The following is a 25,444-nucleotide window of genomic DNA, read 5'->3' as shown; positions in this document are numbered from 1 at the left end:
AGTCAGACTGTTTCTCTGACATCCGGAGGCATCGTGAAATTAAAATTCGATCTTAAGAAGAAAAACGGCAATGCACGTCGTGGTCAACTGACTTTCGAACGCGGCACTGTTCAAACTCCTGCGTTCATGCCAGTAGGTACTTACGGTACCGTTAAAGGTATGACACCAGAAGAAGTAAAAGGTACTGGTGCAGAAATTCTGCTAGGTAATACGTTCCACCTGTGGCTACGTCCTGGTCAAGAAGTGATGAAAATGCACGGTGACCTGCACGATTTTATGAACTGGCACGGTCCTATTCTTACTGATTCAGGCGGCTTTCAAGTATTCAGCCTTGGTAAGATGCGTACGATCACTGAAGAAGGTGTTCACTTTCGTAACCCAGTAAACGGTGACAAGATTTTCATGGACGCAGAAAAGTCGATGGAAATTCAAAAAGACCTGGGCTCTGACATCGTTATGATTTTTGACGAGTGTACGCCTTACCCAGCGACACACGATGAAGCGAAGAAATCGATGGAAATGTCATTACGCTGGGCACAGCGTTCACGTGACCACTTCGAGAAGCTAGAAAACCCGAACAACCTATTTGGTATTGTCCAAGGTGGTGTTTACGAAGATTTACGTGATGTGTCGGTAAAAGGTCTAACGGAAATCGGTTTTGACGGTTACGCGGTTGGTGGTTTGGCAGTAGGTGAGCCTAAAGAAGACATGCACCGTATTCTTGAGCATACTTGTCCTCAACTTCCTGAAGACAAACCTCGCTACTTGATGGGCGTAGGTAAGCCAGAAGACTTGGTTGAAGGTGTTCGTCGTGGTATCGACATGTTTGACTGTGTAATGCCAACGCGTAACGCACGTAATGGTCACTTATTTGTGACTGGTGGTGTGATCAAGATCCGTAATGCGAAACATAAAACGGATACAACACCATTGGATCCGCATTGTGACTGTTACACTTGTCAAAACTACAGCAAGTCGTACCTTCACCATTTAGAGCGTTGTAATGAAATCTTAGGCGCTCGCTTGAATACAATCCATAACCTGCGTTACTACCAGCGTCTGATGGAAAGCATTCGTAAAGCAATTGATGAAGATCGCTTCGATGAATTTGTTACTGAGTTCTATGAGCGTCGTGGCCGTGAAGTGCCACCACTAGCAAAAGAGCAGTAATTGAAAAACTAAAAGAATTAAAGCCTTTGGCATGTCGCCAGAGGCTTTTGCTAATAAAGTAGGCTAACGCACGTTATTTTTGAGAGAGCGATCTCTATTAGTTACTCTCAGACTTGAATCTAAAATGCGAAAGCCCAATTTGTTTGATTATCAATAAAATATAATGAGGATGTTTTAATGTTTATTTCTCAGGCTCACGCAGCAGCAGAAGGCGCGCCAGCAGGCGGTGGTTTTGAAATGCTAATCATGCTTGGCATGTTCGCAGTGATCTTTTACTTCATGATTTACCGCCCACAAGCGAAACGCGTAAAAGAACACAAAAACCTAATGGCTTCTATGGGCAAAGGCGACGAAGTTTTAACTAGCGGTGGCCTAGTGGGTAAAATCACTAAGATTGCTGAAGACAATGACTACATTTCAATTGAGCTTAACGCGAACAATGAAGTAGTAATCAAGAAAGACTTCATCACTGCAGTGCTACCAAAAGGTACGCTTAAGTCTCTATAAAACAGCTAAAGGATCCTCGCTGTGCTAAACCGTTATCCATTATGGAAGTACTTGATGGTGCTTTTTGCCATCATCACCGCTGCGTTATACGCACTTCCAAATATCTACGGTGAAGATCCGGCTATTCAAGTTACAGGGGCGCGTGGCGCCTCTGTAGATATGTCAACGCTGGATGCTGTCACTACTGCTCTTAACAAAGAGCAACTTTCTCATAAATCCATTGCTCTCGAAGATGGATCAATTCTTGTTCGTTTTAACGACACTGACACACAAATCAGTGCTCGTGATGTCATCAGCGAAGCGCTAGGCAAAGACACAATTGTTGCACTTAACCTTGCACCTTCTACACCCGATTGGCTAGAAGCGATTGGCGCGTCACCATTGAAGCTAGGTCTTGACCTTCGCGGTGGTGTTCACTTCTTAATGGAAGTGGATATGGATGCAGCGATGGAAAAGCTTGTTGGTCAACAAGAAGAAGCTTTCCGTAGCGAACTTCGTGACGCCAAGATTCGTTACCGTGCAATCCGCCCTTCTGGAAAAGAAGCGGTAGAAGTGTTGTTGCGTAACGAAGAGCAATTAGCAGAAGCGAAAGCAACGCTAGAAAAGAATCACCCGGACATGATTTTTGTCGATTCTGATTCAAATGGCCGTTACGCTCTTACTGCAACCTTTACTGAGCAACGTTTACAAGAGATCCGTAACTATGCTGTTGAGCAAAACATTACGATTTTACGTAATCGTGTCAACGAACTAGGTGTTGCGGAACCATTGGTTCAACGTCAAGGTGCTAGTCGCATCGTAGTTGAACTGCCTGGTGTTCAAGACACTGCTCGTGCAAAAGAAATTCTCGGAGCTACGGCAACGCTTGAATTCCGTGAAGTTGATGATAAAGCTGACCTATCGGCAGCGGCAAATGGTCGTGCGCCAGCAGGTAGTGAAATCAAGATGGACCGTGATGGTCGCCCAGTTGTGCTTAAGAAGCGCGTTATTCTTGGCGGTCAAAGCATCACAGATGCAAGCTCAAGTGTTGATGAATATGGTCGTCCACAAGTTAACATCTCGCTAGACAGCGAAGGTGGTAATAAGATGTCTGCGTTCTCTAAGAAGAACATTGGTAAGCTAATGGCTACCGTGTTTGCAGAATACAAAGACAGTGGCCGTCGTACGCCTGAAGGCAAAGTTATTCTGGATAAGCATGAAGAAGTCATCAACCAAGCAACGATTCAATCGGCTCTTGGTCGTAACTTCCGTATTACAGGTATCGACTCTGCTGCAGAAGCACACAACCTAGCACTTCTACTACGTGCTGGTGCACTGATTGCACCTATCTCTATCGTTGAAGAACGTACCATTGGTCCATCAATGGGCCAGCAAAACATCGATATGGGTATCCAAGCATGTATCTGGGGTATGGTTGCCGTAATGCTATTTACGCTGCTTTACTACCGCGGCTTTGGTTTGATTGCAAACATCGCTCTAATGGCAAACTTGGTGCTTATCATTGGTGTTATGTCGATGATTCCAGGCGCTACCATGACGCTTCCGGGGATAGCCGGTATCGTGTTAACAGTCGGTATGGCGGTTGATGCGAACGTACTGATCTTCGAGCGTATCCGTGAAGAAATTCGTGATGGACGTAGTCCACAACAAGCGATTCACCAAGGTTACGCGAATGCATTCAGCACGATTGCTGATGCGAACATCACAACACTAATTACTGCAATCATTCTATTTGCGGTCGGTACAGGTGCGGTGAAAGGTTTCGCAGTTACTCTATCTATCGGTATCTTAACTTCAATGTTCACCGCCATTATTGGTACACGTTGTATCGTGAACCTGATCTACGGTGGCAAACGCGTTGATAAATTGTCGATCTAAGGCTGGGAATTAATATGTTTCAAATTCTAAAAGCAGAGAAGACGATCGGCTTTATGCGTTGGTCGAAAGTAGCATTCGTTTTTTCAATTATAATGATTGCTGCTTCTATCTTCACTTTGTCAACCAAGTGGCTTAATTGGGGTCTAGATTTCACTGGCGGTACGCTTATCGAGGTCGGTTTTGAACAGCCAGCAAACCTTGAAGAGATTCGTGCAGCACTAGATTCAAAAGGCTTTGGCGATGCGACAGTACAAAACTTCGGTAGTGCTCGTGAAGTCATGGTCCGTCTTCGTCCACGTGATGACGTTTCTGGTGAAACGCTAGGTAACCAAATCATTGGTGCTATCAAAGATGGTACTGGCGAAAGCGTAGAAATGCGTCGTATTGAGTTCGTAGGTCCCAACGTTGGTGATGAGCTAACAGAAGCTGGTGGTCTAGCGATCTTGGTATCGCTGATCTGTATCCTGCTTTATGTATCGATGCGATTTGAATGGCGTCTAGCGGCTGGTGCGGTAATGGCATTGGCTCACGATATAATTATCACGCTAGGTGTCTTCTCGTTTCTACAAATTGAAGTTGACCTGACCATCGTAGCTGCGCTACTGACGGTTGTGGGCTACTCACTCAACGATACCATCGTTGTATTTGACCGGATTCGTGAAAACTTCCGTAAGATGCGTAAGGGTGAACCTTCAGACATTATGGACGCCTCAATCACTCAAACGTTGAGCCGTACATTGATTACATCTGGTACGACGCTGTTCGTGGTAATTGCACTGTTCATGCAGGGTGGTGCTATGATTCACGGCTTCGCAACCGCACTTCTACTTGGTATCACTGTAGGTACTTACTCTTCTATCTACGTAGCATCAGCACTAGCGCTAAAACTGGGCATCCAGAAAGAGCACTTGATGCCACCTCAAGTAGAAAAAGAAGGCGCAGAGTTCGACGAAATGCCATAAGGCAGGTTGAGAATCGAAAACAAAAAACCGCTGAGCAATCAGCGGTTTTTTTATGCCTGATAGATTTGAAAGTTTCATTTTTTTTTGAGGTACTTCCAGCTTGAATTGTAGTTTTTTGATTGAGTTGAATATCGGAAGTATGTTCAACAATTTCGGGAGGAAATAATGTCAAGGCAAGCTGAAATAAAAGTACAGTTACTGAAGTTTGTAGAGATTTCTTACAAGCACAATAAAGGCGTTACCACCAAGCTAGTTACTGGAGGGAAAAGGTTCAAGTTAGCAGTTGATGAGTCAGGTAAAGTAACTTTATCTGGTGAGCTTGGATTTACTAAGTTTGAAGTTTCAAAAGAAATGGTTGAAGAGCTGGGCATAAAATTAAAAGCCGTTTCTGTTACTTTTAAAACTACTCGTGATGGTGTTTTGACATACAGTGGGAGTGTTTCTCTTTTTGGTGTTGTTTCCTTTGGTGTTACTGGGCAGGTAAATGTCCGAGAGCTTTTAGAGCAGTGCGAGTGGGGGCTTTGTAAGTACAGATTTAAGCCGAGTAAAATTGATCAAGCGCTCCGTGAAGCTGGGGTTTAGTTGGTTATGCTAAATAGAATTCTACCTATTCCGGTTTTACTAAGTGTTTCAACGCCCTGCATCGCAAGTCCACTCCACGATACTTACCTTGATATACGTAATAATTTATACAAGATGCAGTATATAGAGGTGGTAGAAGCTATGGCAGGACCAAATCTATCGATTGAAGAGCTGAACAGTATTAAGTCTCACCCAATAAAATTTGGTCATCAATTTCCATTTTTATCATCTATCCCATCAAGTTTGGTTACAGAGCTGTCTTACTTTGAAGAGTACAGTGAGGATGGAGGAGTTGGATGTCTTTCTGTAAACGGCTTTGGTGATGTATACCAGCCAGTCACGGTTTCGCTGCAGTTTTTAATGAAGGAACAAGTATGGAAGGTTAAGCACGTAAAAATAGACCACTTATCTGACTACGACCGTTTCTACAAACAGGCTGATTGTTCGAAATAAAAAAGCCCCGCTCAATGAGCGGGGCTTTCTAAAGTCATCAGCGTGACGGGCTATATATGACTTTCAAATCTTACTTAAGGATCGCGCTGTTACCGTTTTCGCGAATGTGCTTAAGGATAGATTTTACGCCACGAGCGCTTGAAGCAACGATGTTACCAGACTTCATGTAGTCAGTGCCGCCAGCAAAGTCAGTTAGGATTGCGCCAGCTTCACGAGCAATAAGCTCACCTGCTGCCATATCCCAAGGTTTTAGGCCTAGTTCGAAGTAACCATCAACACGGCCAGCAGCCACGTAACAAAGGTCTAGAGCAGCAGAGCCGCTACGACGGAAATCAGCACACTCAGTGAATAGAGCACCAACGATCTTGATGTAAGACTCAGCGTGTTGTTTCTGCTTGAATGGGAAGCCTGTTGCTAGAACAGTACCTTGAAGGTCTTTTAGTTGAGCAACGCGAATACGCGCACTGTTTAGTTGAGCGCCGGCACCGCGTTGTGCAGTGAATAGCTCGTTTTGCATTGGATCGTAAACACAAGCAACTTCAGTTTTGCCCTTAATACGAACAGCGATAGAAACCGCGAAAGTTGGGTAACCTTTTACAAAGTTAGTGGTGCCATCCAGTGGGTCGATGATCCATTGTACGTCTTTATCTTTACCTTCGATAAGACCTTGTTCTTCAGCAACAATACAGTGCTCAGGGTAAGACTGCTTGATAGTATCGATGATGATGTATTCTGCTTCTTTGTCTACGTTAGTGACAAAGTCATTAGTGCCTTTAAGAGTAGATTCTACTTTATCAGTGTTTTCTAATGATTTAGCAATATGATTGCCTGCCTTTCGCGCAGCGCGAATAGCAATGTTTAGCATTGGATGCATACGAATTTCCCAACGGATGTTAAAGAACAAATGAAAGCGGCGGCGAGTATACCAGAGATAATTAAAAAGGGAAGTGGTTATTTTTTGTTCTAAATGCGACTGGTTGAGTGTACAGAGCATACTGCGGACGAGAACAATAACCAAGAATGAGAAGAGAGGTCTGCTTGCCTCTAGGGTGTCTTAAAAAACTATGATAACATTCTGCGGTTTTAATTTAGGTAGCAAACACAGATGTTGGATCAAGTAAAAATTGTACTCGTAGGTACCTCTCATTCAGGCAATATTGGCTCAGCAGCTCGAGCAATGAAAGTGATGGGTTTAAACCAACTAGTATTAGTCGATCCACAATGTGAAGTGGATGAACAAACTCTTGCTTTAGCTGCGGGGGCTGGTGATATTGCTCAAAATGCAAAGATTGTCGGCACATTAGAAGAAGCGGTTGAAGATTGTGGCCTTGTTGTGGGTTCTAGCGCCCGCTCTCGTACATTAGAATGGCCAATGCTCGAGCCACGTGAATGCGGTGAGAAATTTGCAGTTGAAGGCCGAAAGCATCCGGTTGCGCTCGTGTTTGGACGAGAAAGAACTGGTTTGACAAACGAAGAGCTACAAAAGTGCCACTACCATGTTTGTATTCCCGCTAATCCTGAGTACAGCTCGCTTAACCTAGCGATGGCTGTACAAACTCTCAGTTACGAAGTGCGAGTTGCACACTTGAACTTAGAGCAAAGCCAGTTTTCCCCAAATGAATCGGAAGAATACCCGCGTCATCGAGAACTTGAAATGTTCTTCGAGCATCTTGAAAAGGTGATGGTTGAGACCCAGTTTATTAACAAAGAGCAACCTGGACAGGTGATGAATAAGTTGCGCCGTTTGTTCTCTCGTGCTCGACCAGAAACCCAAGAGCTTAATATTCTACGAGGCGTTTTGACTTCGATAGAAAAGAAGTTCTGAGTGAATAATAACCACTTTAGATGTAAGGATGAATACCTGAGTAAAATGGTCAAATAAATACTTGACCAAATTACTCGGGTATGGAAAAATCTTAACCATTACAAACCATGTGGATACGGTGTGGTATGAAACTTACATCTAAAGGAAGATATGCGGTGACAGCCATGCTGGATGTGGCACTGCATTCGCAACAAAACCCTGTACCTCTGGCTGATATTTCAGAGCGTCAAGGGATCTCGCTCTCTTACTTAGAGCAGCTATTTTCAAAATTGCGTAAAGCAGGTCTCGTTGCCAGCGTTCGTGGTCCTGGTGGTGGTTACCGACTTGGTGCCGACGCCCACAGTATCGCTATTGGTACCGTGATTGCGGCCGTTGATGAGTCAGTAGATGCAACCAAATGCCAAGGCAAAGGAGATTGCCAAGGTGGAACACGTTGCCTTACTCACACGCTGTGGCGTGACCTAAGCTCTCGCATTAGTGACTTTTTGAATAACATCACTCTTGGTGAGTTGATGACAGACAATGAAGTACTCGAAATTTCTGATCGTCAGGACATTGATCTGGCGGTAACCCATGGGCTATCAAACAAAAATACAACCGCCGCGCCCATCGGTGTAAACGTCCGCTCTTAGCGGTCAGCTTTTTACATTGGAGTAGAGAATGAAACTGCCGATTTATCTTGATTATTCCGCTACATGTCCAGTTGATCCACGTGTTGCTGAAAAAATGGTTCAGTACATGACAATGGATGGCACATTTGGCAACCCAGCGTCACGTTCGCACCGTTACGGCTGGCAGGCAGAAGAAGCGGTCGATACTGCTCGTGAGCAAATTGCTGACCTTCTAAATGCAGATCCTCGCGAAATCGTATTTACATCTGGTGCGACAGAATCAGACAACCTTGCGATTAAAGGTGCAGCGCACTTTTACTCGAAGAAAGGCAAGCACGTAATCACTTGTAAAACAGAGCACAAAGCCGTTCTTGACCCATGTCGTCAACTTGAGCGTGAAGGCTTTGAAGTGACTTACCTTGAGCCAGAATCAAATGGCTTGATCGATCTAGAGAAGCTTAGAGCAGCCATGCGTGATGACACCGTGCTTGTGTCTATTATGCATGTAAACAACGAGATTGGTGTGGTTCAAGACATTACAGCGATCGGCGAACTGTGCCGTGAGCGTAAAATTGTTTTCCACGTGGACGCTGCGCAATCTGCAGGTAAATTACCAATCGACGTCCAAGAGATGAAAGTTGATCTAATTTCACTTTCTGCTCACAAAGTTTACGGTCCTAAAGGTATCGGTGCACTTTACGTACGTCGTAAGCCTCGTATTCGTCTTGAAGCGCAAATGCACGGTGGCGGCCATGAGCGTGGTTTCCGCTCTGGTACACTTCCTACCCACCAAATCGTTGGTATGGGTGAAGCATTCCGCATTGCAAAAGAAGACATGCAAAAAGATTACGATCACGCTTTAGCGCTTCGTAACCGTCTTTTTGATGGCGTGAAAGACTTAGAAGCAGTGACGGTAAACGGTGACCTTGAGCAACGTGTACCACACAACCTAAACATCAGCTTCGCATTCGTAGAAGGTGAATCACTACTAATGTCGCTTAAAGATCTAGCGGTATCTTCTGGTAGTGCTTGTACGTCTGCAAGTCTTGAGCCTTCTTACGTTCTTCGTGCCCTAGGCATGGATGACGAATTGGCTCACAGCTCGGTTCGTTTCTCGTTTGGTCGCTTCACGACTGAAGAAGAAATTGATTACGCAATTGAACAAATCCGCGTTGCAGTGACTAAGCTACGCGACATGTCTCCTCTATGGGATATGTACAAAGAAGGGATTGATTTGAGCACTGTTGAATGGGCTCACCATTAATCTCAGGGATTGAAATAGAGGATTCGAGGTAATTTATCATGGCATACAGCGAAAAAGTAATTGATCACTACGAGAACCCACGTAACGTTGGTTCATTCGATAAAGAAGATCCATCAGTAGGTAGCGGCATGGTTGGCGCTCCTGCGTGTGGTGACGTAATGAAGCTTCAAATCAAAGTGACACCTGAAGGTATCATCGAAGATGCGAAGTTCAAAACATACGGTTGTGGTAGTGCAATCGCATCAAGCTCACTAGTAACTGAGTGGGTAAAAGGTAAGTCAGTTGATGAAGCGGCAGCAATTAAAAACTCTGAGATTGCTGAAGAGCTAGAGCTTCCACCAGTGAAAGTTCACTGTTCTATTCTTGCTGAAGATGCAATCAAAGCAGCGGTTGCTGACTACAAGAAAAAACACCAAGAATAATTATTCCGTAATATAATGGGAGCTTTGACGCTCCCATTCCAATCGAAATTTAGACAGACTAAGGTGCAGTATGGCCATCACAATGACAGAATCAGCGGCAAGTCGCGTAAGAGCATTCCTAGATAACCGAGGCAAAGGTATCGGTTTACGTCTTGGAGTGAAGACGACTGGTTGTTCCGGCATGGCATACGTACTTGAGTTTGTTGATGAGCTCAATGAAGAAGACGAAGTATTTGAACTCTCTGGAGTGAAAATTATCATCGATCAAAAGAGCTTAGTGTACCTAGATGGTACTGAATTGGATTACGTGAAAGAAGGGTTGAACGAAGGTTTTGAATTCAACAACCCTAACGCGAAAAGTGAATGTGGTTGTGGTGAAAGCTTCAACGTCTAATTGATTGTCCTTCTGGGCAAACGAGTCCGGAAGGCTTTACTAGGACCCGAACTTAATGAATCACTTTGAATTATTTGGGCTACCAAGTCAGTTTAAGCTGGATGGTAGCCTTCTTTCTTCTCAGTTCCGAGAACTACAAAAACGCTTCCACCCGGATAACTTTGCAACGGGCTCAGAACGTGACCGTTTGATGGCGGTGCAAAAGGCGGCGCAAATCAACGATGCCTATCAAGTTCTGAAAAATCCTATTTCTCGCGCCGAGTATATCCTCGCAGAGCAAGGTGTTGAGATCCGAGGTGAACAGCAAACAATGCAAGATCCGATGTTCTTAATGGAGCAAATGGAACTGCGCGAAGAACTGGAAGAGATTGCTGACAGCTCCGATCCTGAATCGGCGCTTTTTGACTTCGACTCTAAGGTCAGCAAAATGTACAAACAGCATCTGGCAAGCGTCGAGCAAGAGCTTGATGATGGTCTATGGGCTGAAGCCGCAGACCGAGTTCGTAAGCTAAAATTCATTGCCAAACTAAAGAACGAAATTGAGCTAGTCGAAGACAAACTCCTCGGCTAGTAAGCGTGACAAGGACCTATCATGGCACTACTTCAAATCGCAGAACCGGGCCAAAGCTCGGCACCTCATGAGCATAAGTTAGCAGCGGGTATCGACTTAGGTACTACCAACTCTTTGGTTGCTTCTGTACGTAGCGGCGATGCAACTCCACTTGCGGACGAGCAGGGCCGTACTATTTTACCTTCAGTCGTTAATTACGCTGAGGAAACGTTAACGGTCGGCCACGAAGCCAAAGCCAAAGCAGAGTTTGAACCAGAGAACACGATTATCTCTGTAAAACGTTTGATCGGTCGTTCATTAAAGGACATTCAGTCCCGTTACTCTTCACTTCCTTATCGTTTTAAAGAGAGTGAAAACGGCCTGCCAATTCTGCAAACACCTCAAGGTGACAAAAACCCGATTGAAGTATCTGCGGACATCCTAAAAGTATTGGGTAAGCGAGCTGAAGATACGTTAGGTGGTGAGTTAGCAGGTGTCGTTATTACCGTTCCTGCTTACTTTGATGACGCGCAACGTGCAGGTACAAAAGATGCGGCGAAATTAGCTGGTCTTCATGTTCTCCGTCTACTTAATGAACCAACCGCTGCGGCAATTGCTTATGGCCTAGACTCTGGTCAAGAAGGTGTGATTGCGGTTTACGATCTAGGTGGCGGTACTTTTGATATCTCTATCCTACGTTTATCGAAAGGCGTATTTGAAGTATTAGCAACAGGTGGCGATTCTGCATTAGGCGGTGACGACTTCGACCATCTATTTGCCGATTATTTAATGGAGCAAGCGGGTCTAGAAGCGCCGCTTTCTGCAGAAAAGAACCGTACACTGTTGAACATTGCTACTGAAGCTAAGATTGCTTTCTCTGAGCAAGACAGTGTTGACGTTGACGTTTTTGGTTGGAAAGGCACCGTGACTCGCGAGCAGTTCGAAGATCTGATTCGTCCGCTAGTGAAGAAAACCCTGATGTCTTGCCGACGTGCGCTGAAAGATGCGGATGTAGATGCGGAAGATGTACTTGAAGTAGTCATGGTCGGTGGCTCAACACGCACATTGCTTGTACGAGAAATGGTTGGCGAATTCTTTGGCCGTACACCACTGACAAGCATTAACCCAGATGAAGTTGTTGCAATCGGTGCGGGTATTCAAGCTGATATCCTAGCGGGTAACAAACCTGACTCTGAAATGTTGCTTCTTGATGTGATTCCACTGTCGCTCGGTATTGAAACCATGGGTGGTTTGGTCGAGAAGATCATCCCCCGCAACACTACGATTCCCGTTGCGCGTGCGCAAGAATTTACCACATTCAAAGATGGCCAAACGGCGATGAGTGTTCATGTGGTACAAGGTGAACGTGAAATGGTTGATGACTGTCGTTCACTTGCTCGCTTCTCGTTAAAAGGTATTCCTCCGATGGCAGCGGGTGCGGCACATATTCGCGTGACTTACCAAGTTGACGCTGATGGCCTTCTTTCTGTTACGGCAATGGAGAAGAGCACTGGTGTTCAATCAGAGATTCAAGTAAAACCTTCTTACGGCTTAAGTGACAATGAAGTGGCGGATATGTTGCGTGATTCAATGACGCACGCAAAAGAAGACATGCAAGCTCGTGCCTTAGCTGAGCAGCGTGTTGAAGCCGACCGAGTGATAGAAGGTTTGATTGCAGCGATGCAAGCTGATGGTGATGACTTACTATCAGAACAAGAGAAACAAAACTTGATTAAAGCCATCGAAGCCTTGATTGAGCTGCGTAATGGTGATGATGCAGATGCGATAGAGCAAGGCATTAAAGATACCGATAAAGCGAGCCAAGATTTCGCATCACGCCGTATGGATAAATCGATTCGAGCTGCGTTGTCAGGTCAATCAGTAGACGATATATAAGAGATAAGTAGTTATGCCTAAGATTATTGTATTACCACACGACGATTTGTGCCCAGAAGGTGCAGTGTTGGAAGCAAACTCTGGTGACACCGTTCTAGACGTAGCGCTAAAAAACGGTATCGGTATTGAACATGCGTGTGAGAAGTCATGTGCGTGTACTACCTGCCACGTAATCATCCGTGAAGGTTTTGATTCACTAGAAGAAAGTGAAGAACTAGAAGACGACATGCTAGATAAAGCGTGGGGTCTAGAGCCTGAGTCACGCCTAGGGTGTCAGGCGAGAATCGCTGATGAAGACTTGGTGGTAGAAATTCCTAAATACACACTAAACCACGCTTCAGAAGATCACTAAAACTATCTTCCCAATATAGGGAAGAAGCAAAAGGAAGATGAGCAATGAAATGGACAGATTCTCGCGATATCGCGATTGAACTTTGTGACAAGTTTCCAGATGTCGATCCAAAAACAGTGCGTTTTACCGATCTTCATCAATGGATCATGGAGTTAGATGAGTTTGACGATGAGCCAAACCGTTCTAATGAAAAGATTCTAGAAGCCGTTATCATGTGCTGGATGGACGAAGCGGACTAAGTCTGTAAAACACAGCCTAGTTAACAATTCTTACTAAAAAAAGCGGACCTTTAGGTCCGTTTTTTTATCCAATTGACATTTTTGCCCTACATAATGCTAACATCCGTGAGTTATTAAAAAGAAGCAGCGTAGGCAACGCTGCTATAAGACAAGGAGAAACCATGTCTACACAGATGTCTGTATTTTTAAGTCAAGAGTCGGCAGCACCACAATGGGGTGAAAAAGCACTGCTTTCATTCGCTGAAAACGGCGCAACTATTCACTTAGGTGAAGGTCATGATCTCGGCGCAATTCAACGTGCAGCTCGTCAGCTAGATGGCCAAGGAATTCGTTCTATTTTTCTTTCTGGTGATAACTGGGATCTAGAGAGCGTATGGGCTTTCCACCAAGGGTTCCGTAACCCTAAAAAACATGGCTCAGTTGAGTGGGCAGCATTGTCTGATGAAGATCAAGCAGAGCTTCAAGCTCGTATTACTTCGACTGATTTTACCCGCGATATTATCAACAAAACGGCAGAAGAAGTTGCTCCTCGTCAGCTAGCGACAATGGCTGCTGAATTCATCAAATCTGTTGCGCCGAAAGGCACGGTGACAGCTCGTATCGTCAAAGACAAAGACTTGTTGGCAGAAGGTTGGGAAGGTATTTACGCAGTAGGCCGTGGTTCTGAGCGTACTTCTGCGATGCTTCAGTTAGACTACAACCCAACTGGTGACGAAAACGCACCTGTATTCGCATGTCTTGTGGGTAAAGGCATCACCTTTGATTCCGGTGGTTACAGCTTGAAGCCTTCTACCTTCATGAGTGCAATGAAAGCAGATATGGGTGGCTCGGGTACTATAACTGGTGGCCTAGGATTAGCTATCTTGCGCGGTTTAAACAAGCGCGTAAAACTGATCTTGTGTTGTGCTGAGAACATGGTTTCTGGCCGTGCCCTTAAGCTTGGAGACATCATCACTTACAAAAACGGCAAAACCGTTGAGATTATGAATACCGACGCGGAAGGTCGCTTGGTGCTTGCAGACGGTCTTATCTACGCCAGTGAGCAAAAGCCTGAGTTAATCATTGACTGCGCGACGCTAACAGGCGCAGCGAAGAATGCGTTAGGTAACGATTACCATGCGCTAATGAGCTTTGATGATGAGCTATCGCATCAAGCGCTTACGGCGGCAAACCAGGAAAAAGAAGGCTTGTGGCCGCTACCACTTGCTGATTTCCATCGAGAAATGCTGCCATCTAATTTTGCCGATTTATCGAATATCAGCTCTGGTGATTATTCTCCAGGTGCAAGTACTGCAGCTGCATTCTTGTCTTACTTCGTTGAGGACTACAAAAAAGGCTGGTTACATTTCGACTGTGCGGGTACGTATCGTAAAGCCGCTTCTGATAAATGGGCTGCGGGAGCAACGGGTATGGGTGTTCGTACACTTGCTCGTTTCCTCAATGAGCAAGCTGGAAAATAAGATTGATTGCAGCACTCTCTTGTTTGAGTGCTGCTCTTACCCAGTAAGTCACTTTAAAAGCACAACTATTATTACAAGTACAGAAAGGAAATTTTATGGCTCTAGAAAGAACATTTTCAATCATTAAGCCTGATGCTGTAGAGCGAAACCTAATTGGTGAAATCTACAATCGTATTGAAAAGGCTGGCCTACGTATCATCGCTGCCAAAATGGTTCACCTGACAGAAGATCAGGCAAGCGGCTTTTATGCAGAGCATGAAGGTAAAGAGTTTTTCCCTCCTCTAAAAGAGTTCATGACATCTGGTCCTATTATGGTTCAGGTATTGGAAGGTGAAAATGCGATTGCACGTTACCGCGAGCTAATGGGTAAAACCAACCCAGAGGAAGCGGCATGCGGCACTTTGCGTGCTGATTACGCACTCAGCATGCGTCACAATTCAGTTCATGGTTCAGATAGCCCTGAGTCTGCCGCTCGTGAAATTGAGTTTTTCTTCCCTGAATCAGAAGTTTTCTCTCGCTAACTCGTTCATGCATCACTTTTGCGTGATGATCTAGTTCGTAATAACCTCGGAATTGTCCGAGGTTTTTTATTCCGCGTTCTCCATTTCACCGGCGAGTTCATTCGTAATTATTCGCGAAGACGTTGGCTAATCTGAGCATCTTACAGGGGGGAAAGCTTAGTTAAGTGTGTTTGTTCTCACTGTTTTCTCTGTATCACTTCTACGCTTTTGCTGTCGGTTGTCTAATCATTATTCTCACCGCAAAGTCTGTTTGAAATTTAATCGTTTTTATTTTAATGCCTTAGCAAAGTCAGGGTCTTACACCCCTTGTTGTAGCTGCATAAAGGCTGTACAATTCGCGCCCTTATTCTTGTTTCAGTCATTGAGAGGCAACATGACCACTGAAAAAATCAATCTACTCGACTTTGATCGCAAAGGCATGCGTCAGTTTTTCGCGGAAGAACTTGGCGAGAAAGCGTTTCGTGCCGATCAGGTTATGAAGTGGATCTACCATTTCGGTGTAGATGACTTCGAAAAAATGACAAACATCAACAAGAAGCTGCGCGAAAAGCTTTTACACAAGTGTGAAATTAAAGCACCAACTGTAGCAGAAGCTCAGCATTCTTCAGACGGCACGATCAAGTGGGCAATGAAGGTTGGTGATCAGGATGTAGAAACGGTTTACATTCCAGAAGATGATCGCGCAACGCTTTGTGTATCTTCTCAAGTAGGTTGTGCATTGGAATGTAAGTTCTGCTCAACAGCACAGCAGGGTTTTAACCGTAACTTGAAAGTTTCAGAGATCATCGGTCAGGTTTGGCGTGCTGCACGTGAAATTGGTCTTGAGAAAGAAACAGGCCGTCGCCCAATTACGAACGTCGTGATGATGGGTATGGGTGAGCCGCTTCTTAATATGAAGAACTTGATTCCAGCACTGGAGTTAATGTTGGATGACCTTGGCTTTGGTTTGTCGAAGCGTCGCGTAACCGTATCAACATCAGGTGTGGTTTCTGGTCTTGATCAAATGACGGGCAAAATCGACGTTGCGTTGGCGATCTCTCTTCATGCGCCAAACGATAAGCTGCGTAGTGAAATCATGCCAATTAACGATCGTTGGGATATTCAAGATTTCCTAGCATCCGTTCGTCGTTACATTGCTTCATCTAATGCAAACCGTGGCAAAGTAACAGTCGAGTACGTGTTGCTTGATCATGTGAACGATGACATGGACCATGCACGCGAGCTGGCTGAATTGATGAAAGACACACCATGTAAGATTAACTTGATTCCGTTTAACCCGTACCCAGGTTCACCTTACAAGAAACCAAGTAACTCACGTATTGATCGCTTCCAAAAAACATTGATGCAATACGAGCACACAGTTACGGTTCGTAAAACGCGCGGTGATGACATTGATGCCGCATGTGGTCAGTTGGTCGGTGATGTAATTGACCGAACTAAACGTACGGCAATGCTGAAAGCGTCACGCGGTGCCGATACCATTGAAGTGAAAGCTGTATAAACGACCGGAATTCAAAAATAGCCAGAGCCATTCGCTCTGGCTATTTTGTTTATTGTTTAGGACATTTTCGCCAAGATTTGGGACTATCACTCTTCAACCTAAGGTTATTTGGGTATAATTTCGAATTCCTTTGTCAAAGTTTGGACAAAAGCTTGAGCTATCTGTTAGTTTGAGTGTAAAGAGTTTTTGTCTTCGTTGCGCATTCGCTTATCATGATATGTAACACTAACGATGACACCGATAATTCTCAGCACTTTCTCACATACGTTTTGCTGATTTTTGCAAAACGGGTATTCGCACTCAGATCGCTGAGAGTTTCTTAAAATTATTATTTTTGGTTAACGCGTTTAGGCTAGCTATCTTTAAAGAGGCTTAAGAACAATAACGAAAATACATGACCACGTTAGCCACTAAAACAGATTAAATACCGCCATTATGACAGAACACGAAAATACGAATGAAGTGCCACTCTCTATTGAAGCTGGCACATTACTGAAAAACAAACGTGAATCCTTGGGAATGAGCCAAAAGCAAGTTGCCGATCGCCTGAGGCTTCGCATTTCTGTGATTGAAGATATTGAAAATAACCGATTTGAATCTCAACAAGTCGCGACATTTACGCGTGGTTACTTACGCTCTTACGCTAAATTCGTAGGTCTTGATGAGAAGGTGGTTTTGACGGCGTTAGAGCAGACTGCAGATGCTCAGCCTCAAGAGCAAGAAATTGAAATGCAAAGCTTCTCTCGTAAAACAAAAGACGAGAAGCACAATAGCCGTATTATGCTCCTTACTTGGGTTATCGGGCTGGTCATTATTGGCATTTCAGCGGCATGGTGGTGGCAAAACCAACAAGAGAATAGCCTAACTAAGGAAGTCACGGATTCAAGTGTTGAAGCGCCGCAGCCCACTGCTCAAGAATTAGCTGATATCGATTTGATGACGGCTGAAGAGTTAATCGCAAGCACTCCTGAAGAAGTTGCTTCAACTAATGAAGGCGTTGCTGAATCGACTGAAGCACCCGTTGAGCAAGGGGCGGATCCTTTGCTGACTGAAACTGAAAATACAACAAGCGTAGATTCTGAAGAACCTGTTGCCGTGATTGAAGCGGCGGAAGAGGAACAGCCTGCGCCAGTAGTACCTGAAGGCATGACACTTCTTACTATGAAGTTTAAAGCGGACTGTTGGATTCAAGTAAAAGACACCAATGGTAAAACGCTGGTAAGTGGTACTCATAAGCCAGGACAAGATGTAGAACTTACCGGAAAAGCGCCATTTAAAGTGATATTAGGCGCACCGGAAGGGGTTACAATGACATTTGCAAGTGAACCTGTCGACCTTTCTGGGTATACTTCAGGCAAAGTAGCTAGATTCACTCTACCGTTATAAAAAATTATGCAACACGAATCTCCAATTATTCGTCGTAAATCGACGCGTATTTATGTGGGTGATGTGCCAATTGGTGATGGTGCGCCAATTGCAGTACAGTCAATGACTAACACTCGCACGACTGACGTAGAAGCGACAGTCGCTCAAATCCGAGCACTAGAAAAAGTCGGCGCAGATATCGTTCGAGTTTCTGTACCTACGATGGACGCAGCAGAAGCTTTCAAACTGATTAAACAGCAAGTTTCTGTACCATTAGTGGCTGATATTCATTTCGACTATCGTATCGCGCTGAAAGTTGCGGAGTACGGAGTTGACTGTTTACGTATCAACCCAGGTAACATCGGCAATGAAGAGCGCATTCGCGCTGTTGTTGATTGCGCTCGCGATAAAAACATCCCGATCCGTATTGGTGTCAATGGTGGATCTTTGGAAAAAGACCTACAGATGAAATACGGTGAGCCAACGCCAGAAGCCTTGGTTGAATCGGCGATGCGTCACGTAGACCATCTCGATCGTCTTAACTTTGACCAATTTAAAGTTAGCGTGAAAGCTTCAGACGTTTTTCTTGCGGTGGATTCATATCGTCTGCTGGCGAAGAAAATCGATCAGCCTCTTCATTTAGGTATCACAGAGGCGGGTGGTGCTCGAGCTGGCGCTGTTAAGTCATCTGTTGGCTTAGGTATGCTGCTATCTGAAGGGATAGGCGATACGCTGCGTATCTCTTTGGCTGCCGATCCAGTTGAAGAAATCAAAGTCGGTTTCGACATCCTTAAATCTCTGCGCATTCGCTCTCGAGGCATCAACTTTATTGCGTGCCCAAGCTGCTCACGCCAAGAATTCGATGTGATTGGTACGGTGAATGCACTGGAGCAACGTTTAGAAGACATCATCACGCCAATGGATGTGTCTATCATCGGTTGTGTGGTAAACGGCCCTGGTGAAGCAGAAGTTTCTCACTTAGGTCTAGCAGGTAGTAACAAGAAGAGCGCATTCTACGAAGATGGTAAACGCCAGAAAGAGCGCTTTGATAACGATGACCTTGTGAATAAGCTAGAAGCTAAGATCCGTGCGAAAGCAGCTATGATGAATGGCGAAAACCGCATCGAAGTTAAAGTACAAGATTAATCTCAACGAGAATTACGGTAAGTATTGTGGCAAAAACAATTCAAGCAATTCGAGGCATGAACGATTGCCTCCCAACTCAGTCGCCACTGTGGCAAAAATTAGAAAACACAGTGAAAAATGTAATTAGCGCATACGGTTATAACGAAGTGCGCATGCCAATCGTTGAAGAAACAAACCTATTCAGCCGCGCTGTTGGTGAAGAAACAGACGTCGTTTCAAAAGAAATGTACACTTTTGATGACCGTAACGGCGACAGTCTAACACTTCGTCCAGAAGGTACGGCGGGTTGTGTACGTTCATGTATCCAAAACAGCCTGATCAACCGTGATGAACAGCGTCTGTGGTACATGGGGCCTATGTTCCGCCATGAACGTCCACAGAAAGGTCGTTACCGTCAATTCCACCAGTGTGGTGTTGAGGTGTTTGGTCTAAATGGTCCAGATGTTGATGCAGAGCTTATCATGATGACGGCGCGTCTATGGCGTGAGCTAGGTATCAATGAACATGTTCGTCTTGAGCTGAACTCTATCGGTTCTCAAGAAGACCGCGCAGACTACCGTACTGCACTGGTTGCATTCCTTGAGCAACATATTGATGTGCTAGACGAAGATTGTAAGCGTCGCATGCACACGAACCCACTGCGTGTTTTGGATACGAAGAACCCAGACGTTCAAGCTATTTTAGGTGATGCGCCTCGCCTTTCAGATTACTTGGGTGAAGAATCTAAAGCACACTTCGCAGGTCTATGTGAACTTTTAGACGCCGCAGGTATCAAATACACAGTTAACGAACGTCTAGTTCGTGGTCTGGATTACTACAATCGCACGGTATTTGAGTGGATCACTGAGAGCCTAGGTGCTCAAGGCACTGTATGTGGCGGTGGTCGTTACGATGGCCTTGTAGAGCAATTAGGTGGTAAACCAACACCAGCGGTTGGCTTTGCAATGGGCCTAGAGCGTCTAGTACTGATGCTAGAAACGTTGGAACTGACAGACGTTCGTCGCAGTGTTGACGTGTACGTAGTCACAGCGGGTGAAGGCACCATGATGGCAGGAATGAAGCTAGCAGAACAGCTTCGCGAGTCTGTTCCAGGCGTTCGTGTGATGAATCACTTCGGTGGCGGTAACTTCAAGAAACAGTTTAAACGCGCAGACAAAGTTGGTGCTGTTGTAGCATTGGTTCTGGGCGAAAACGAAGTTGCGGATAATACCGTAGTACTGAAAGACTTAGCTGGTGGTGAGCAAGAGACTTACAACCAAGCAGAAGTTGCAGAAAAGATCGCAGCACTGATTTAAGTCTTTTAGTAATCTAACAAAATTACATCCTAGTTCGTAAGCTAAGGCTCCCAAATGTGGAGCCTTTAAACGAAATAGGAACAATGGCAGCTAAGCTGCCATTTACATGTTTTAAGAGGACAGGAAGTGGAACTTTACGATACTGAAGAACAACAAGTTGAAGCCATTAAAGACTGGTGGAAGGAAAACGGCAAAGCCGTCATCATCGGTGCGGTTGTTGGTTTAGGTGGTCTATTTGGCTGGCGTTACTACCAGGATTCTGTGATTCAGGCGAGTGAAGCAGCTTCTCAAAGCTACACGACAGCAATGAATGCTTTGCAAGACAAAGGCACTGATGCCCAAGCTGACGTGAAAGCTTTCATTGAGTCAAATGAAGTAAAAGAATATTCAGTATTGGCTGCGCTACAACTTGCTAAAGCACAAGTTGAAGCTCAAGACCTTTCTGCTGCATTGGAGCAACTGAAGTGGGCGCAAAGCAACACTCAAGATGCTGCGTTGTTACCATTGATTAGTTACCGCATTGCGCGTATTGAGACGGAAATGGGTAACTTCGACGCTGCAACGGCAGAGCTAAGTAACGTCACTGATACAGCATGGACAGGTCGTATTGCTGAACTTCGTGGCGATATTGCGATTCGCCAAGGTGATAAAGATGCTGCGTACGCTGCGTATACTGAAGCTCAGCAAGCGGCAGATGCAAGCCCGACACTACAAATGAAATTGGACGACCTGGCGAAATAAGGACCGCATTGGATGAAAAGAGTCTTTAAGAAAGCCTTGCTAGGGGCGTTAACAATGGGAGTACTTGCCGGTTGTGCAGGTGAGAAAGACACCATTGTAATGGCGCCACTACCTCAGGTAGACAGTCAGTTTACAACCAGTAGTGAGTGGAGCACGTCGGTTGGCGATGGTGTTGGTCATTACTTTTCAAAACTATCCCCTGTATTTGCGAATGATACGTTGTTCGTGGCAAGTCGTGATGGTTTAGTAAAAGCGCTGGATCCTGAGAATGGTAAACAACGTTGGCAAACGGACCTAGAAGAAGATGTCATTGCTCGTCTCTCTGGTGGTATCACAGCGGCATACGGAAACCTTTACATTGGCTCTGAGAATGGTGAAGTCATCTCTCTTGACCAAGAAACAGGTGAAATTGTTTGGCGTGTAAAAGTTGGTGGTGAGGTACTGGCAAAGCCAGTTGCAGATTCAGGCCTTATTATCATCAATACTAGCCGAGGCATGTTGATTGCCCTTAATGAGAGTACAGGTGAGCAACGCTGGGCATTGAGTACAGAAGTGCCGAACTTAACTTTACGTGGCGACAGTACTCCGACTGCAATTGGCGGCGGTGTATTTTGGGGAACGGCAAATGGCCGACTCGCAGCTGCTATCGTTGAGCGTGGTCAGTTGATTTGGCAACAGCCTGTTGGTACGCCAAAAGGCGCGACAGAAATTGATCGTTTGGTTGACGTTGATTCATCGCCAATTGTGCTAGGCGGTACTCTTTTCACCATTGGATACAATGGTCAACTTATCGCCATTGACTTGCGTTCAGCGAACCCGATTTGGAAGCGTAATTACTCATCTGCGACAGACATTTCTACAGATGGTAGTCGCATCTTTGTGATAACGGAAAAAGATCATGTTGTTGCCGTTGATTCACGAAGCGGGACTGAGTTGTGGGAAAACAGCTTGCTTGAGCACCGACAACTTACAGCGCCAGTTATTGTTGGCAATTATCTCGTTGTCGGTGACACGCTTGGTTACCTTCACTGGATGGATCGTTCAACGGGCGAATTTGTTGCGCAGCAGTTTGTCGATGATAGCGGCTTGGCAGTTGGCCCGACGTTATTGTCGGATGGTTATGTGATTACAACTCGCAACGGCGATGTAAAGAAACTAACCATTAACGAATAATATCGTGATATAATTCACATTCGGCTCCTGGCTGGTGACAGCTAGGAGCCGTTTTGTTGTTTGAATTTATTAACCCTGACGTGGTTATAGGTAAAAAGCTGGTTTGATTTGGCATCGAGCAAGTCGTTACCTATAACTACAGAAGAAAGATTATTGTAGAGGTTGTTATGGTACCTGTTGTAGCTCTAGTAGGGCGTCCGAACGTAGGTAAATCTACACTATTTAACCGATTGACTCGCACTCGTGACGCGTTGGTTGCGGACTTTCCAGGCCTAACGCGAGACCGTAAATATGGCCAGGCGAGACTTGGTGAAGAGCACGAATTCATTGTGATTGATACTGGTGGTATCGATGGCACAGAAGAAGGCGTGGAAACAAAGATGGCAGAACAGTCATTAGCCGCGATTGATGAGGCGGATGTTGTATTGTTCCTTGTTGACGGTCGTGCTGGTCTGACACCTTCAGATGAAGCAATTGCTGCGCATCTGCGTAAAATTGAAAAGCCAGCGATGCTGGTAGTAAACAAAATCGATGGTATTGATGCCGATGCGGCGTGTGCTGACTTTTGGCAGCTCGGCGTGGATGATATGTACCAGATTGCGGCCGCTCATGGCCGTGGTGTGACCGCTTTGCTTGAGCGTGCTTTATCTCCATTCTTTGATGATCTACTAACAAGTGAATCTGAAGAAGGTGAGATTGAAGACCTGACTGGATTCGAAGACGAAGAGCCTCTTGTTGAAGATTACACTGAAGAAGACGCAGAAGCAGAGTTCAAACGCCTTCAAGAGCAGCCGATTAAGCTGGCGATCATCGGTCGTCCTAACGTAGGTAAATCGACACTGACTAACCGTATTCTGGGTGAAGAACGTGTGGTTGTATACGATATGCCTGGTACAACGCGCGATTCTATCTACATCCCGATGGAGCGTGATGGACGCGAGTACGTACTAATTGATACCGCAGGTGTTCGTCGTCGTGGTCGTATCAATGAAACGGTTGAAAAGTTCTCTGTTGTTAAGACGCTGAAAGCGGTAGAAGATGCAAACGTCGTTCTACTGGTGATTGATGCACGTGAAAATATTTCAGACCAAGACCTAAGCTTGCTTGGTTTTGCACTGAATGCTGGCCGCTCAATTGTCATCGCCGTTAACAAGTGGGATGGTCTAGACAGTGACGTGAAAGAAAGCGTGAAGAAAGAACTGGACCGCCGTCTAGGATTCGTCGATTTCGCGCGTATCCACTTTATCTCTGCGCTGCACGGTACTGGCGTTGGTCACTTGTTTGAATCTATCCAAGAAGCATATAACTCGGCGACAACACGTGTAGGTACCTCAGTACTGACGCGTATCATGAAGATGGCAGTGGATGATCACCAGCCGCCAATGGTTCGTGGTCGTCGTATCAAACTCAAATACGCACACGCAGGTGGCTACAACCCACCGATCGTTGTTATCCACGGTAACATGGTTCGTGAATTGCCAGATTCGTATAAACGTTATCTGATGAACTACTTCCGTAAGTCTCTGGAAATTATGGGAACACCGATTCGCATTAACTTCCATAACAGTGATAACCCATACGAGAACCGTACGAATAAGCTTACGCTATCACAAGAGCGTAAACGTAAGCGTATGATGTCGATGGTGAAAAACCGCAATAAATAATGAAATTCGAATACCCAAGTTTCTACTTGGGTATTTTTTTATCAAAAGTAATCGTAAAAATGACTATCACAGCAACAAAGACTCGTTTTTGTCATCAAACATGGCAATTAGAAGCACAAATACAGCTCGTTCAATATACGGAAGAAGTGACTTACGTTATTACAGATGTCACGCCGTTCCATCCCGTTAGTCACATATGGCCGGATCACCCTGCAGACAAAGGAACGTTGAAGGTGAATGGGGCTGAGCATGATGTGGTAGATTGCCAAGTTGGGGCAGTGGAGCAGGAAAGTGGTTCTCTGTATGTGGGTAGTGACATCCCTGTAAAGCGTGATGCTGAAGGTTGGGTGTTTGTCGTCGTGCATGTTTTATCACGTACGGAATCATGTGCAATTAATGACTTGGTAACATTAGCGGTAGATAAAGACTATCAAAATGCTTTGAGTCGAGGCCACACTGCAGGACACTTAGCGTATTTGGCGTTGAATAAAGTACTATCGGAAGAATATTGGCGAAAAGACGCAGGCCGCAAAGACCCACATGGTTATTATGACTTTAATAGCTATGCGCAAGTTACTAGTTATGTCACTCCAGATAAGTGCCTCGATACGTACCGTTTAGGCAAAACACTCCGTAAAAGAGGATTAAACAGTGCAGATATGCTGAATGACCTCCAGGCGATTGCAGAAAAAGTGAATGGCCAACTGGTTGAATGGCTTCAAAGAGATGCGATGATCACCATGGAATGCCACGGCGATAGATTAACGGATTCTCGCTATTGGAAGTGCGATTTAGGGGAAGGTCAATTAGCGGTAATCCCTTGTGGTGGAACGCATGCGAGCCATTTAAATGAGTTTGCTTTTATCCAAGTTAAACTCGTTAAGCTCGACGCTCAAACTATCGAAATGCACACCAATGTAAGCACTGCTTTTTGAATAAGATCTTTTTATTAAATTCTGATTTTTAGTTTAATTAAATCTATCTAGGGTTTTTTATTCTGTCTTAAATTGGAATGCAGAATATGTAACTTATGCTTTCGGTGTGTGGTTATATAAATATTCTTTTAAGGGGTGATCGCTGATCAAGGAGTAAATATCAGACGATCAGTATAAGATCCTACGTATCAAGTATGGTTAACGCCTCGTGAAACTTGTTGGGGCGGTGATGAAGATCAACATACTTGTTCGTTATTTTGAGTAGCATGCGTTACTCGAAATTGCTTAGTTTAGAGAGGAACGGGATATGCAGCAGAACATTTGCCCGACTTGCAATGTCGAACTGGAATGGACAGGACAATACCACTGTGCACAGTGTGAATCGGATTTTAAAAAAGTAGGTTTTTGCCCTGATTGTGAGGCGGAGCTGGAGAAGCTGCAAGCATGCGGTGCTGCGAGTTACTTTTGCAATGTGTGTAATGAACTCAAGTCAAAATCACGTGTCCGATTTGAGTTCCAGAAAATCAGTTAACCAGAG

At 45.0% G+C, this 25,444-nt stretch carries 27 protein-coding genes; 26 read left to right on the top strand and 1 reads right to left on the bottom strand.

Annotated features, from left to right (window positions below; all coding sequences use genetic code 11):
- Nucleotides 1-33 precede the first annotated feature (33 nt).
- From tgt to L3V37_RS17410, 6 genes are all read left to right on the top strand, one after another.
- Complete coding sequence (gene tgt, locus L3V37_RS17435; protein WP_005381727.1) at nucleotides 34-1,170, top strand: tRNA guanosine(34) transglycosylase Tgt; 1,137 nt, start codon at nucleotides 34-36, stop codon at nucleotides 1,168-1,170.
- 177 nt (nucleotides 1,171-1,347) lie between these two features.
- The gene (gene yajC, locus L3V37_RS17430; protein ID WP_005381725.1) at nucleotides 1,348-1,677 is read left to right on the top strand and encodes a preprotein translocase subunit YajC; all 330 of its coding nucleotides are present in this window, start codon (nucleotides 1,348-1,350) and stop codon (nucleotides 1,675-1,677) included.
- A 21-nt stretch (nucleotides 1,678-1,698) separates the two neighbouring features.
- Nucleotides 1,699-3,555 carry a protein translocase subunit SecD gene (gene secD, locus L3V37_RS17425; protein WP_005381724.1) on the top strand — a complete coding sequence of 619 codons (1,857 nt, stop codon included), beginning with the start codon at nucleotides 1,699-1,701 and terminating at the stop codon, nucleotides 3,553-3,555.
- Nucleotides 3,556-3,569: 14 nt separating this feature from the next.
- Nucleotides 3,570-4,517, top strand: a complete 948-nt coding sequence (secF, locus tag L3V37_RS17420; RefSeq protein ID WP_005383689.1) for a protein translocase subunit SecF — start codon at nucleotides 3,570-3,572, stop codon at nucleotides 4,515-4,517.
- Nucleotides 4,518-4,682: 165 nt separating this feature from the next.
- Nucleotides 4,683-5,099, top strand: coding sequence for a hypothetical protein (locus L3V37_RS17415; RefSeq protein WP_017633921.1), 417 nt, complete (start codon nucleotides 4,683-4,685; stop codon nucleotides 5,097-5,099).
- A 141-nt stretch (nucleotides 5,100-5,240) separates the two neighbouring features.
- Nucleotides 5,241-5,552, top strand: coding sequence for a hypothetical protein (locus L3V37_RS17410; protein ID WP_115385748.1), 312 nt, complete (start codon nucleotides 5,241-5,243; stop codon nucleotides 5,550-5,552).
- 70 nt (nucleotides 5,553-5,622) lie between these two features.
- Here L3V37_RS17410 and suhB read toward each other — a convergent pair whose 3' ends face one another.
- A complete protein-coding gene (gene suhB / locus L3V37_RS17405; protein WP_005381722.1) occupies nucleotides 5,623-6,426 on the bottom strand; it encodes an inositol-1-monophosphatase in 804 nt (267 codons plus the stop codon).
- 231 nt (nucleotides 6,427-6,657) lie between these two features.
- Here suhB and trmJ point away from each other — a divergent pair, with 231 nt between their 5' ends.
- From trmJ to L3V37_RS17305, 20 genes are all read left to right on the top strand, one after another.
- Entirely contained in the window at nucleotides 6,658-7,377 is a 720-nt protein-coding gene (gene trmJ, locus L3V37_RS17400; RefSeq protein WP_005383693.1) for a tRNA (cytosine(32)/uridine(32)-2'-O)-methyltransferase TrmJ, read from the top strand.
- Between the two features lie 125 nt (nucleotides 7,378-7,502).
- A complete protein-coding gene (gene iscR / locus L3V37_RS17395; protein WP_005381720.1) occupies nucleotides 7,503-8,009 on the top strand; it encodes a Fe-S cluster assembly transcriptional regulator IscR in 507 nt (168 codons plus the stop codon).
- Between the two features lie 28 nt (nucleotides 8,010-8,037).
- Entirely contained in the window at nucleotides 8,038-9,252 is a 1,215-nt protein-coding gene (locus L3V37_RS17390) for an IscS subfamily cysteine desulfurase (protein ID WP_130545193.1), read from the top strand.
- 38 nt (nucleotides 9,253-9,290) lie between these two features.
- Nucleotides 9,291-9,674, top strand: coding sequence for a Fe-S cluster assembly scaffold IscU (gene iscU, locus L3V37_RS17385; protein ID WP_005381718.1), 384 nt, complete (start codon nucleotides 9,291-9,293; stop codon nucleotides 9,672-9,674).
- A 70-nt stretch (nucleotides 9,675-9,744) separates the two neighbouring features.
- Nucleotides 9,745-10,068, top strand: a complete 324-nt coding sequence (iscA, locus tag L3V37_RS17380; RefSeq protein WP_005381717.1) for an iron-sulfur cluster assembly protein IscA — start codon at nucleotides 9,745-9,747, stop codon at nucleotides 10,066-10,068.
- 55 nt (nucleotides 10,069-10,123) lie between these two features.
- On the top strand, nucleotides 10,124-10,639 hold the full coding sequence (gene hscB, locus L3V37_RS17375) for a co-chaperone HscB (protein ID WP_017820566.1): 516 nt from the start codon (nucleotides 10,124-10,126) through the stop codon (nucleotides 10,637-10,639).
- 21 nt (nucleotides 10,640-10,660) lie between these two features.
- Nucleotides 10,661-12,514, top strand: coding sequence for a Fe-S protein assembly chaperone HscA (gene hscA / locus L3V37_RS17370; protein WP_053302969.1), 1,854 nt, complete (start codon nucleotides 10,661-10,663; stop codon nucleotides 12,512-12,514).
- Nucleotides 12,515-12,527: 13 nt separating this feature from the next.
- Nucleotides 12,528-12,866, top strand: coding sequence for an ISC system 2Fe-2S type ferredoxin (gene fdx, locus L3V37_RS17365; RefSeq protein ID WP_005381713.1), 339 nt, complete (start codon nucleotides 12,528-12,530; stop codon nucleotides 12,864-12,866).
- A 44-nt stretch (nucleotides 12,867-12,910) separates the two neighbouring features.
- Nucleotides 12,911-13,105, top strand: coding sequence for a Fe-S cluster assembly protein IscX (gene iscX, locus L3V37_RS17360; protein WP_005381711.1), 195 nt, complete (start codon nucleotides 12,911-12,913; stop codon nucleotides 13,103-13,105).
- A 161-nt stretch (nucleotides 13,106-13,266) separates the two neighbouring features.
- Nucleotides 13,267-14,565: an aminopeptidase PepB gene (gene pepB / locus L3V37_RS17355; RefSeq protein ID WP_237306678.1), complete on the top strand. Its 1,299-nt coding sequence runs from the start codon at nucleotides 13,267-13,269 to the stop codon at nucleotides 14,563-14,565.
- 95 nt (nucleotides 14,566-14,660) lie between these two features.
- Nucleotides 14,661-15,086 (top strand): nucleoside-diphosphate kinase, encoded by a 426-nt coding sequence (gene ndk / locus L3V37_RS17350; RefSeq protein WP_042521171.1) that lies wholly within the window; start codon nucleotides 14,661-14,663, stop codon nucleotides 15,084-15,086.
- Nucleotides 15,087-15,459: 373 nt separating this feature from the next.
- A complete protein-coding gene (locus L3V37_RS17345; protein WP_017633913.1) occupies nucleotides 15,460-16,587 on the top strand; it encodes a bifunctional tRNA (adenosine(37)-C2)-methyltransferase TrmG/ribosomal RNA large subunit methyltransferase RlmN in 1,128 nt (375 codons plus the stop codon).
- A 435-nt stretch (nucleotides 16,588-17,022) separates the two neighbouring features.
- Entirely contained in the window at nucleotides 17,023-17,973 is a 951-nt protein-coding gene (gene rodZ / locus L3V37_RS17340) for a cytoskeleton protein RodZ (RefSeq protein WP_136976155.1), read from the top strand.
- A gap of 6 nt (nucleotides 17,974-17,979) precedes the next feature.
- Nucleotides 17,980-19,098: a flavodoxin-dependent (E)-4-hydroxy-3-methylbut-2-enyl-diphosphate synthase gene (gene ispG / locus L3V37_RS17335; protein ID WP_005381699.1), complete on the top strand. Its 1,119-nt coding sequence runs from the start codon at nucleotides 17,980-17,982 to the stop codon at nucleotides 19,096-19,098.
- 26 nt (nucleotides 19,099-19,124) lie between these two features.
- Nucleotides 19,125-20,393: a histidine--tRNA ligase gene (gene hisS, locus L3V37_RS17330; RefSeq protein WP_005381698.1), complete on the top strand. Its 1,269-nt coding sequence runs from the start codon at nucleotides 19,125-19,127 to the stop codon at nucleotides 20,391-20,393.
- 126 nt (nucleotides 20,394-20,519) lie between these two features.
- Nucleotides 20,520-21,134 carry a YfgM family protein gene (locus L3V37_RS17325; RefSeq protein ID WP_005381697.1) on the top strand — a complete coding sequence of 205 codons (615 nt, stop codon included), beginning with the start codon at nucleotides 20,520-20,522 and terminating at the stop codon, nucleotides 21,132-21,134.
- Between the two features lie 12 nt (nucleotides 21,135-21,146).
- The gene (bamB, locus tag L3V37_RS17320; protein ID WP_005381696.1) at nucleotides 21,147-22,307 is read left to right on the top strand and encodes an outer membrane protein assembly factor BamB; all 1,161 of its coding nucleotides are present in this window, start codon (nucleotides 21,147-21,149) and stop codon (nucleotides 22,305-22,307) included.
- Between the two features lie 167 nt (nucleotides 22,308-22,474).
- Nucleotides 22,475-23,971 carry a ribosome biogenesis GTPase Der gene (der, locus tag L3V37_RS17315; RefSeq protein WP_017820569.1) on the top strand — a complete coding sequence of 499 codons (1,497 nt, stop codon included), beginning with the start codon at nucleotides 22,475-22,477 and terminating at the stop codon, nucleotides 23,969-23,971.
- 59 nt (nucleotides 23,972-24,030) lie between these two features.
- On the top strand, nucleotides 24,031-24,906 hold the full coding sequence (locus L3V37_RS17310) for an alanyl-tRNA editing protein (RefSeq protein ID WP_237306687.1): 876 nt from the start codon (nucleotides 24,031-24,033) through the stop codon (nucleotides 24,904-24,906).
- A gap of 307 nt (nucleotides 24,907-25,213) precedes the next feature.
- Nucleotides 25,214-25,438 (top strand): zinc ribbon domain-containing protein, encoded by a 225-nt coding sequence (locus tag L3V37_RS17305; protein WP_012842112.1) that lies wholly within the window; start codon nucleotides 25,214-25,216, stop codon nucleotides 25,436-25,438.
- Nucleotides 25,439-25,444 lie beyond the last annotated feature (6 nt).

The organism is Vibrio sp. D54 (assembly GCF_021728075.1).
Lineage (GTDB): Bacteria > Pseudomonadota > Gammaproteobacteria > Enterobacterales > Vibrionaceae > Vibrio > Vibrio alginolyticus.
This window is presented reverse-complemented; position numbering and strand designations above follow the sequence as displayed.

What these genes read in the sequence shown, in the direction of transcription:
- yajC (WP_005381725.1), top strand. Translation starts at nt 1,348, where the DNA reads ATGTTTATTTCTCAGGCTCACGCAGCAGCAGAAGGCGCGCCAGCAGGC.
- secF (WP_005383689.1), top strand. Translation starts at nt 3,570, where the DNA reads ATGTTTCAAATTCTAAAAGCAGAGAAGACGATCGGCTTTATGCGTTGG.
- L3V37_RS17415 (WP_017633921.1), top strand. Translation starts at nt 4,683, where the DNA reads ATGTCAAGGCAAGCTGAAATAAAAGTACAGTTACTGAAGTTTGTAGAG.
- L3V37_RS17410 (WP_115385748.1), top strand. Translation starts at nt 5,241, where the DNA reads ATGGCAGGACCAAATCTATCGATTGAAGAGCTGAACAGTATTAAGTCT.
- suhB (WP_005381722.1), bottom strand. Translation starts at nt 6,426, where the DNA reads ATGCATCCAATGCTAAACATTGCTATTCGCGCTGCGCGAAAGGCAGGC.
- trmJ (WP_005383693.1), top strand. Translation starts at nt 6,658, where the DNA reads ATGTTGGATCAAGTAAAAATTGTACTCGTAGGTACCTCTCATTCAGGC.
- iscR (WP_005381720.1), top strand. Translation starts at nt 7,503, where the DNA reads ATGAAACTTACATCTAAAGGAAGATATGCGGTGACAGCCATGCTGGAT.
- L3V37_RS17390 (WP_130545193.1), top strand. Translation starts at nt 8,038, where the DNA reads ATGAAACTGCCGATTTATCTTGATTATTCCGCTACATGTCCAGTTGAT.
- iscU (WP_005381718.1), top strand. Translation starts at nt 9,291, where the DNA reads ATGGCATACAGCGAAAAAGTAATTGATCACTACGAGAACCCACGTAAC.
- iscA (WP_005381717.1), top strand. Translation starts at nt 9,745, where the DNA reads ATGGCCATCACAATGACAGAATCAGCGGCAAGTCGCGTAAGAGCATTC.
- hscB (WP_017820566.1), top strand. Translation starts at nt 10,124, where the DNA reads ATGAATCACTTTGAATTATTTGGGCTACCAAGTCAGTTTAAGCTGGAT.
- hscA (WP_053302969.1), top strand. Translation starts at nt 10,661, where the DNA reads ATGGCACTACTTCAAATCGCAGAACCGGGCCAAAGCTCGGCACCTCAT.
- fdx (WP_005381713.1), top strand. Translation starts at nt 12,528, where the DNA reads ATGCCTAAGATTATTGTATTACCACACGACGATTTGTGCCCAGAAGGT.
- iscX (WP_005381711.1), top strand. Translation starts at nt 12,911, where the DNA reads ATGAAATGGACAGATTCTCGCGATATCGCGATTGAACTTTGTGACAAG.
- pepB (WP_237306678.1), top strand. Translation starts at nt 13,267, where the DNA reads ATGTCTACACAGATGTCTGTATTTTTAAGTCAAGAGTCGGCAGCACCA.
- ndk (WP_042521171.1), top strand. Translation starts at nt 14,661, where the DNA reads ATGGCTCTAGAAAGAACATTTTCAATCATTAAGCCTGATGCTGTAGAG.
- L3V37_RS17345 (WP_017633913.1), top strand. Translation starts at nt 15,460, where the DNA reads ATGACCACTGAAAAAATCAATCTACTCGACTTTGATCGCAAAGGCATG.
- rodZ (WP_136976155.1), top strand. Translation starts at nt 17,023, where the DNA reads ATGACAGAACACGAAAATACGAATGAAGTGCCACTCTCTATTGAAGCT.
- ispG (WP_005381699.1), top strand. Translation starts at nt 17,980, where the DNA reads ATGCAACACGAATCTCCAATTATTCGTCGTAAATCGACGCGTATTTAT.
- bamB (WP_005381696.1), top strand. Translation starts at nt 21,147, where the DNA reads ATGAAAAGAGTCTTTAAGAAAGCCTTGCTAGGGGCGTTAACAATGGGA.
- der (WP_017820569.1), top strand. Translation starts at nt 22,475, where the DNA reads ATGGTACCTGTTGTAGCTCTAGTAGGGCGTCCGAACGTAGGTAAATCT.
- L3V37_RS17310 (WP_237306687.1), top strand. Translation starts at nt 24,031, where the DNA reads ATGACTATCACAGCAACAAAGACTCGTTTTTGTCATCAAACATGGCAA.
- L3V37_RS17305 (WP_012842112.1), top strand. Translation starts at nt 25,214, where the DNA reads ATGCAGCAGAACATTTGCCCGACTTGCAATGTCGAACTGGAATGGACA.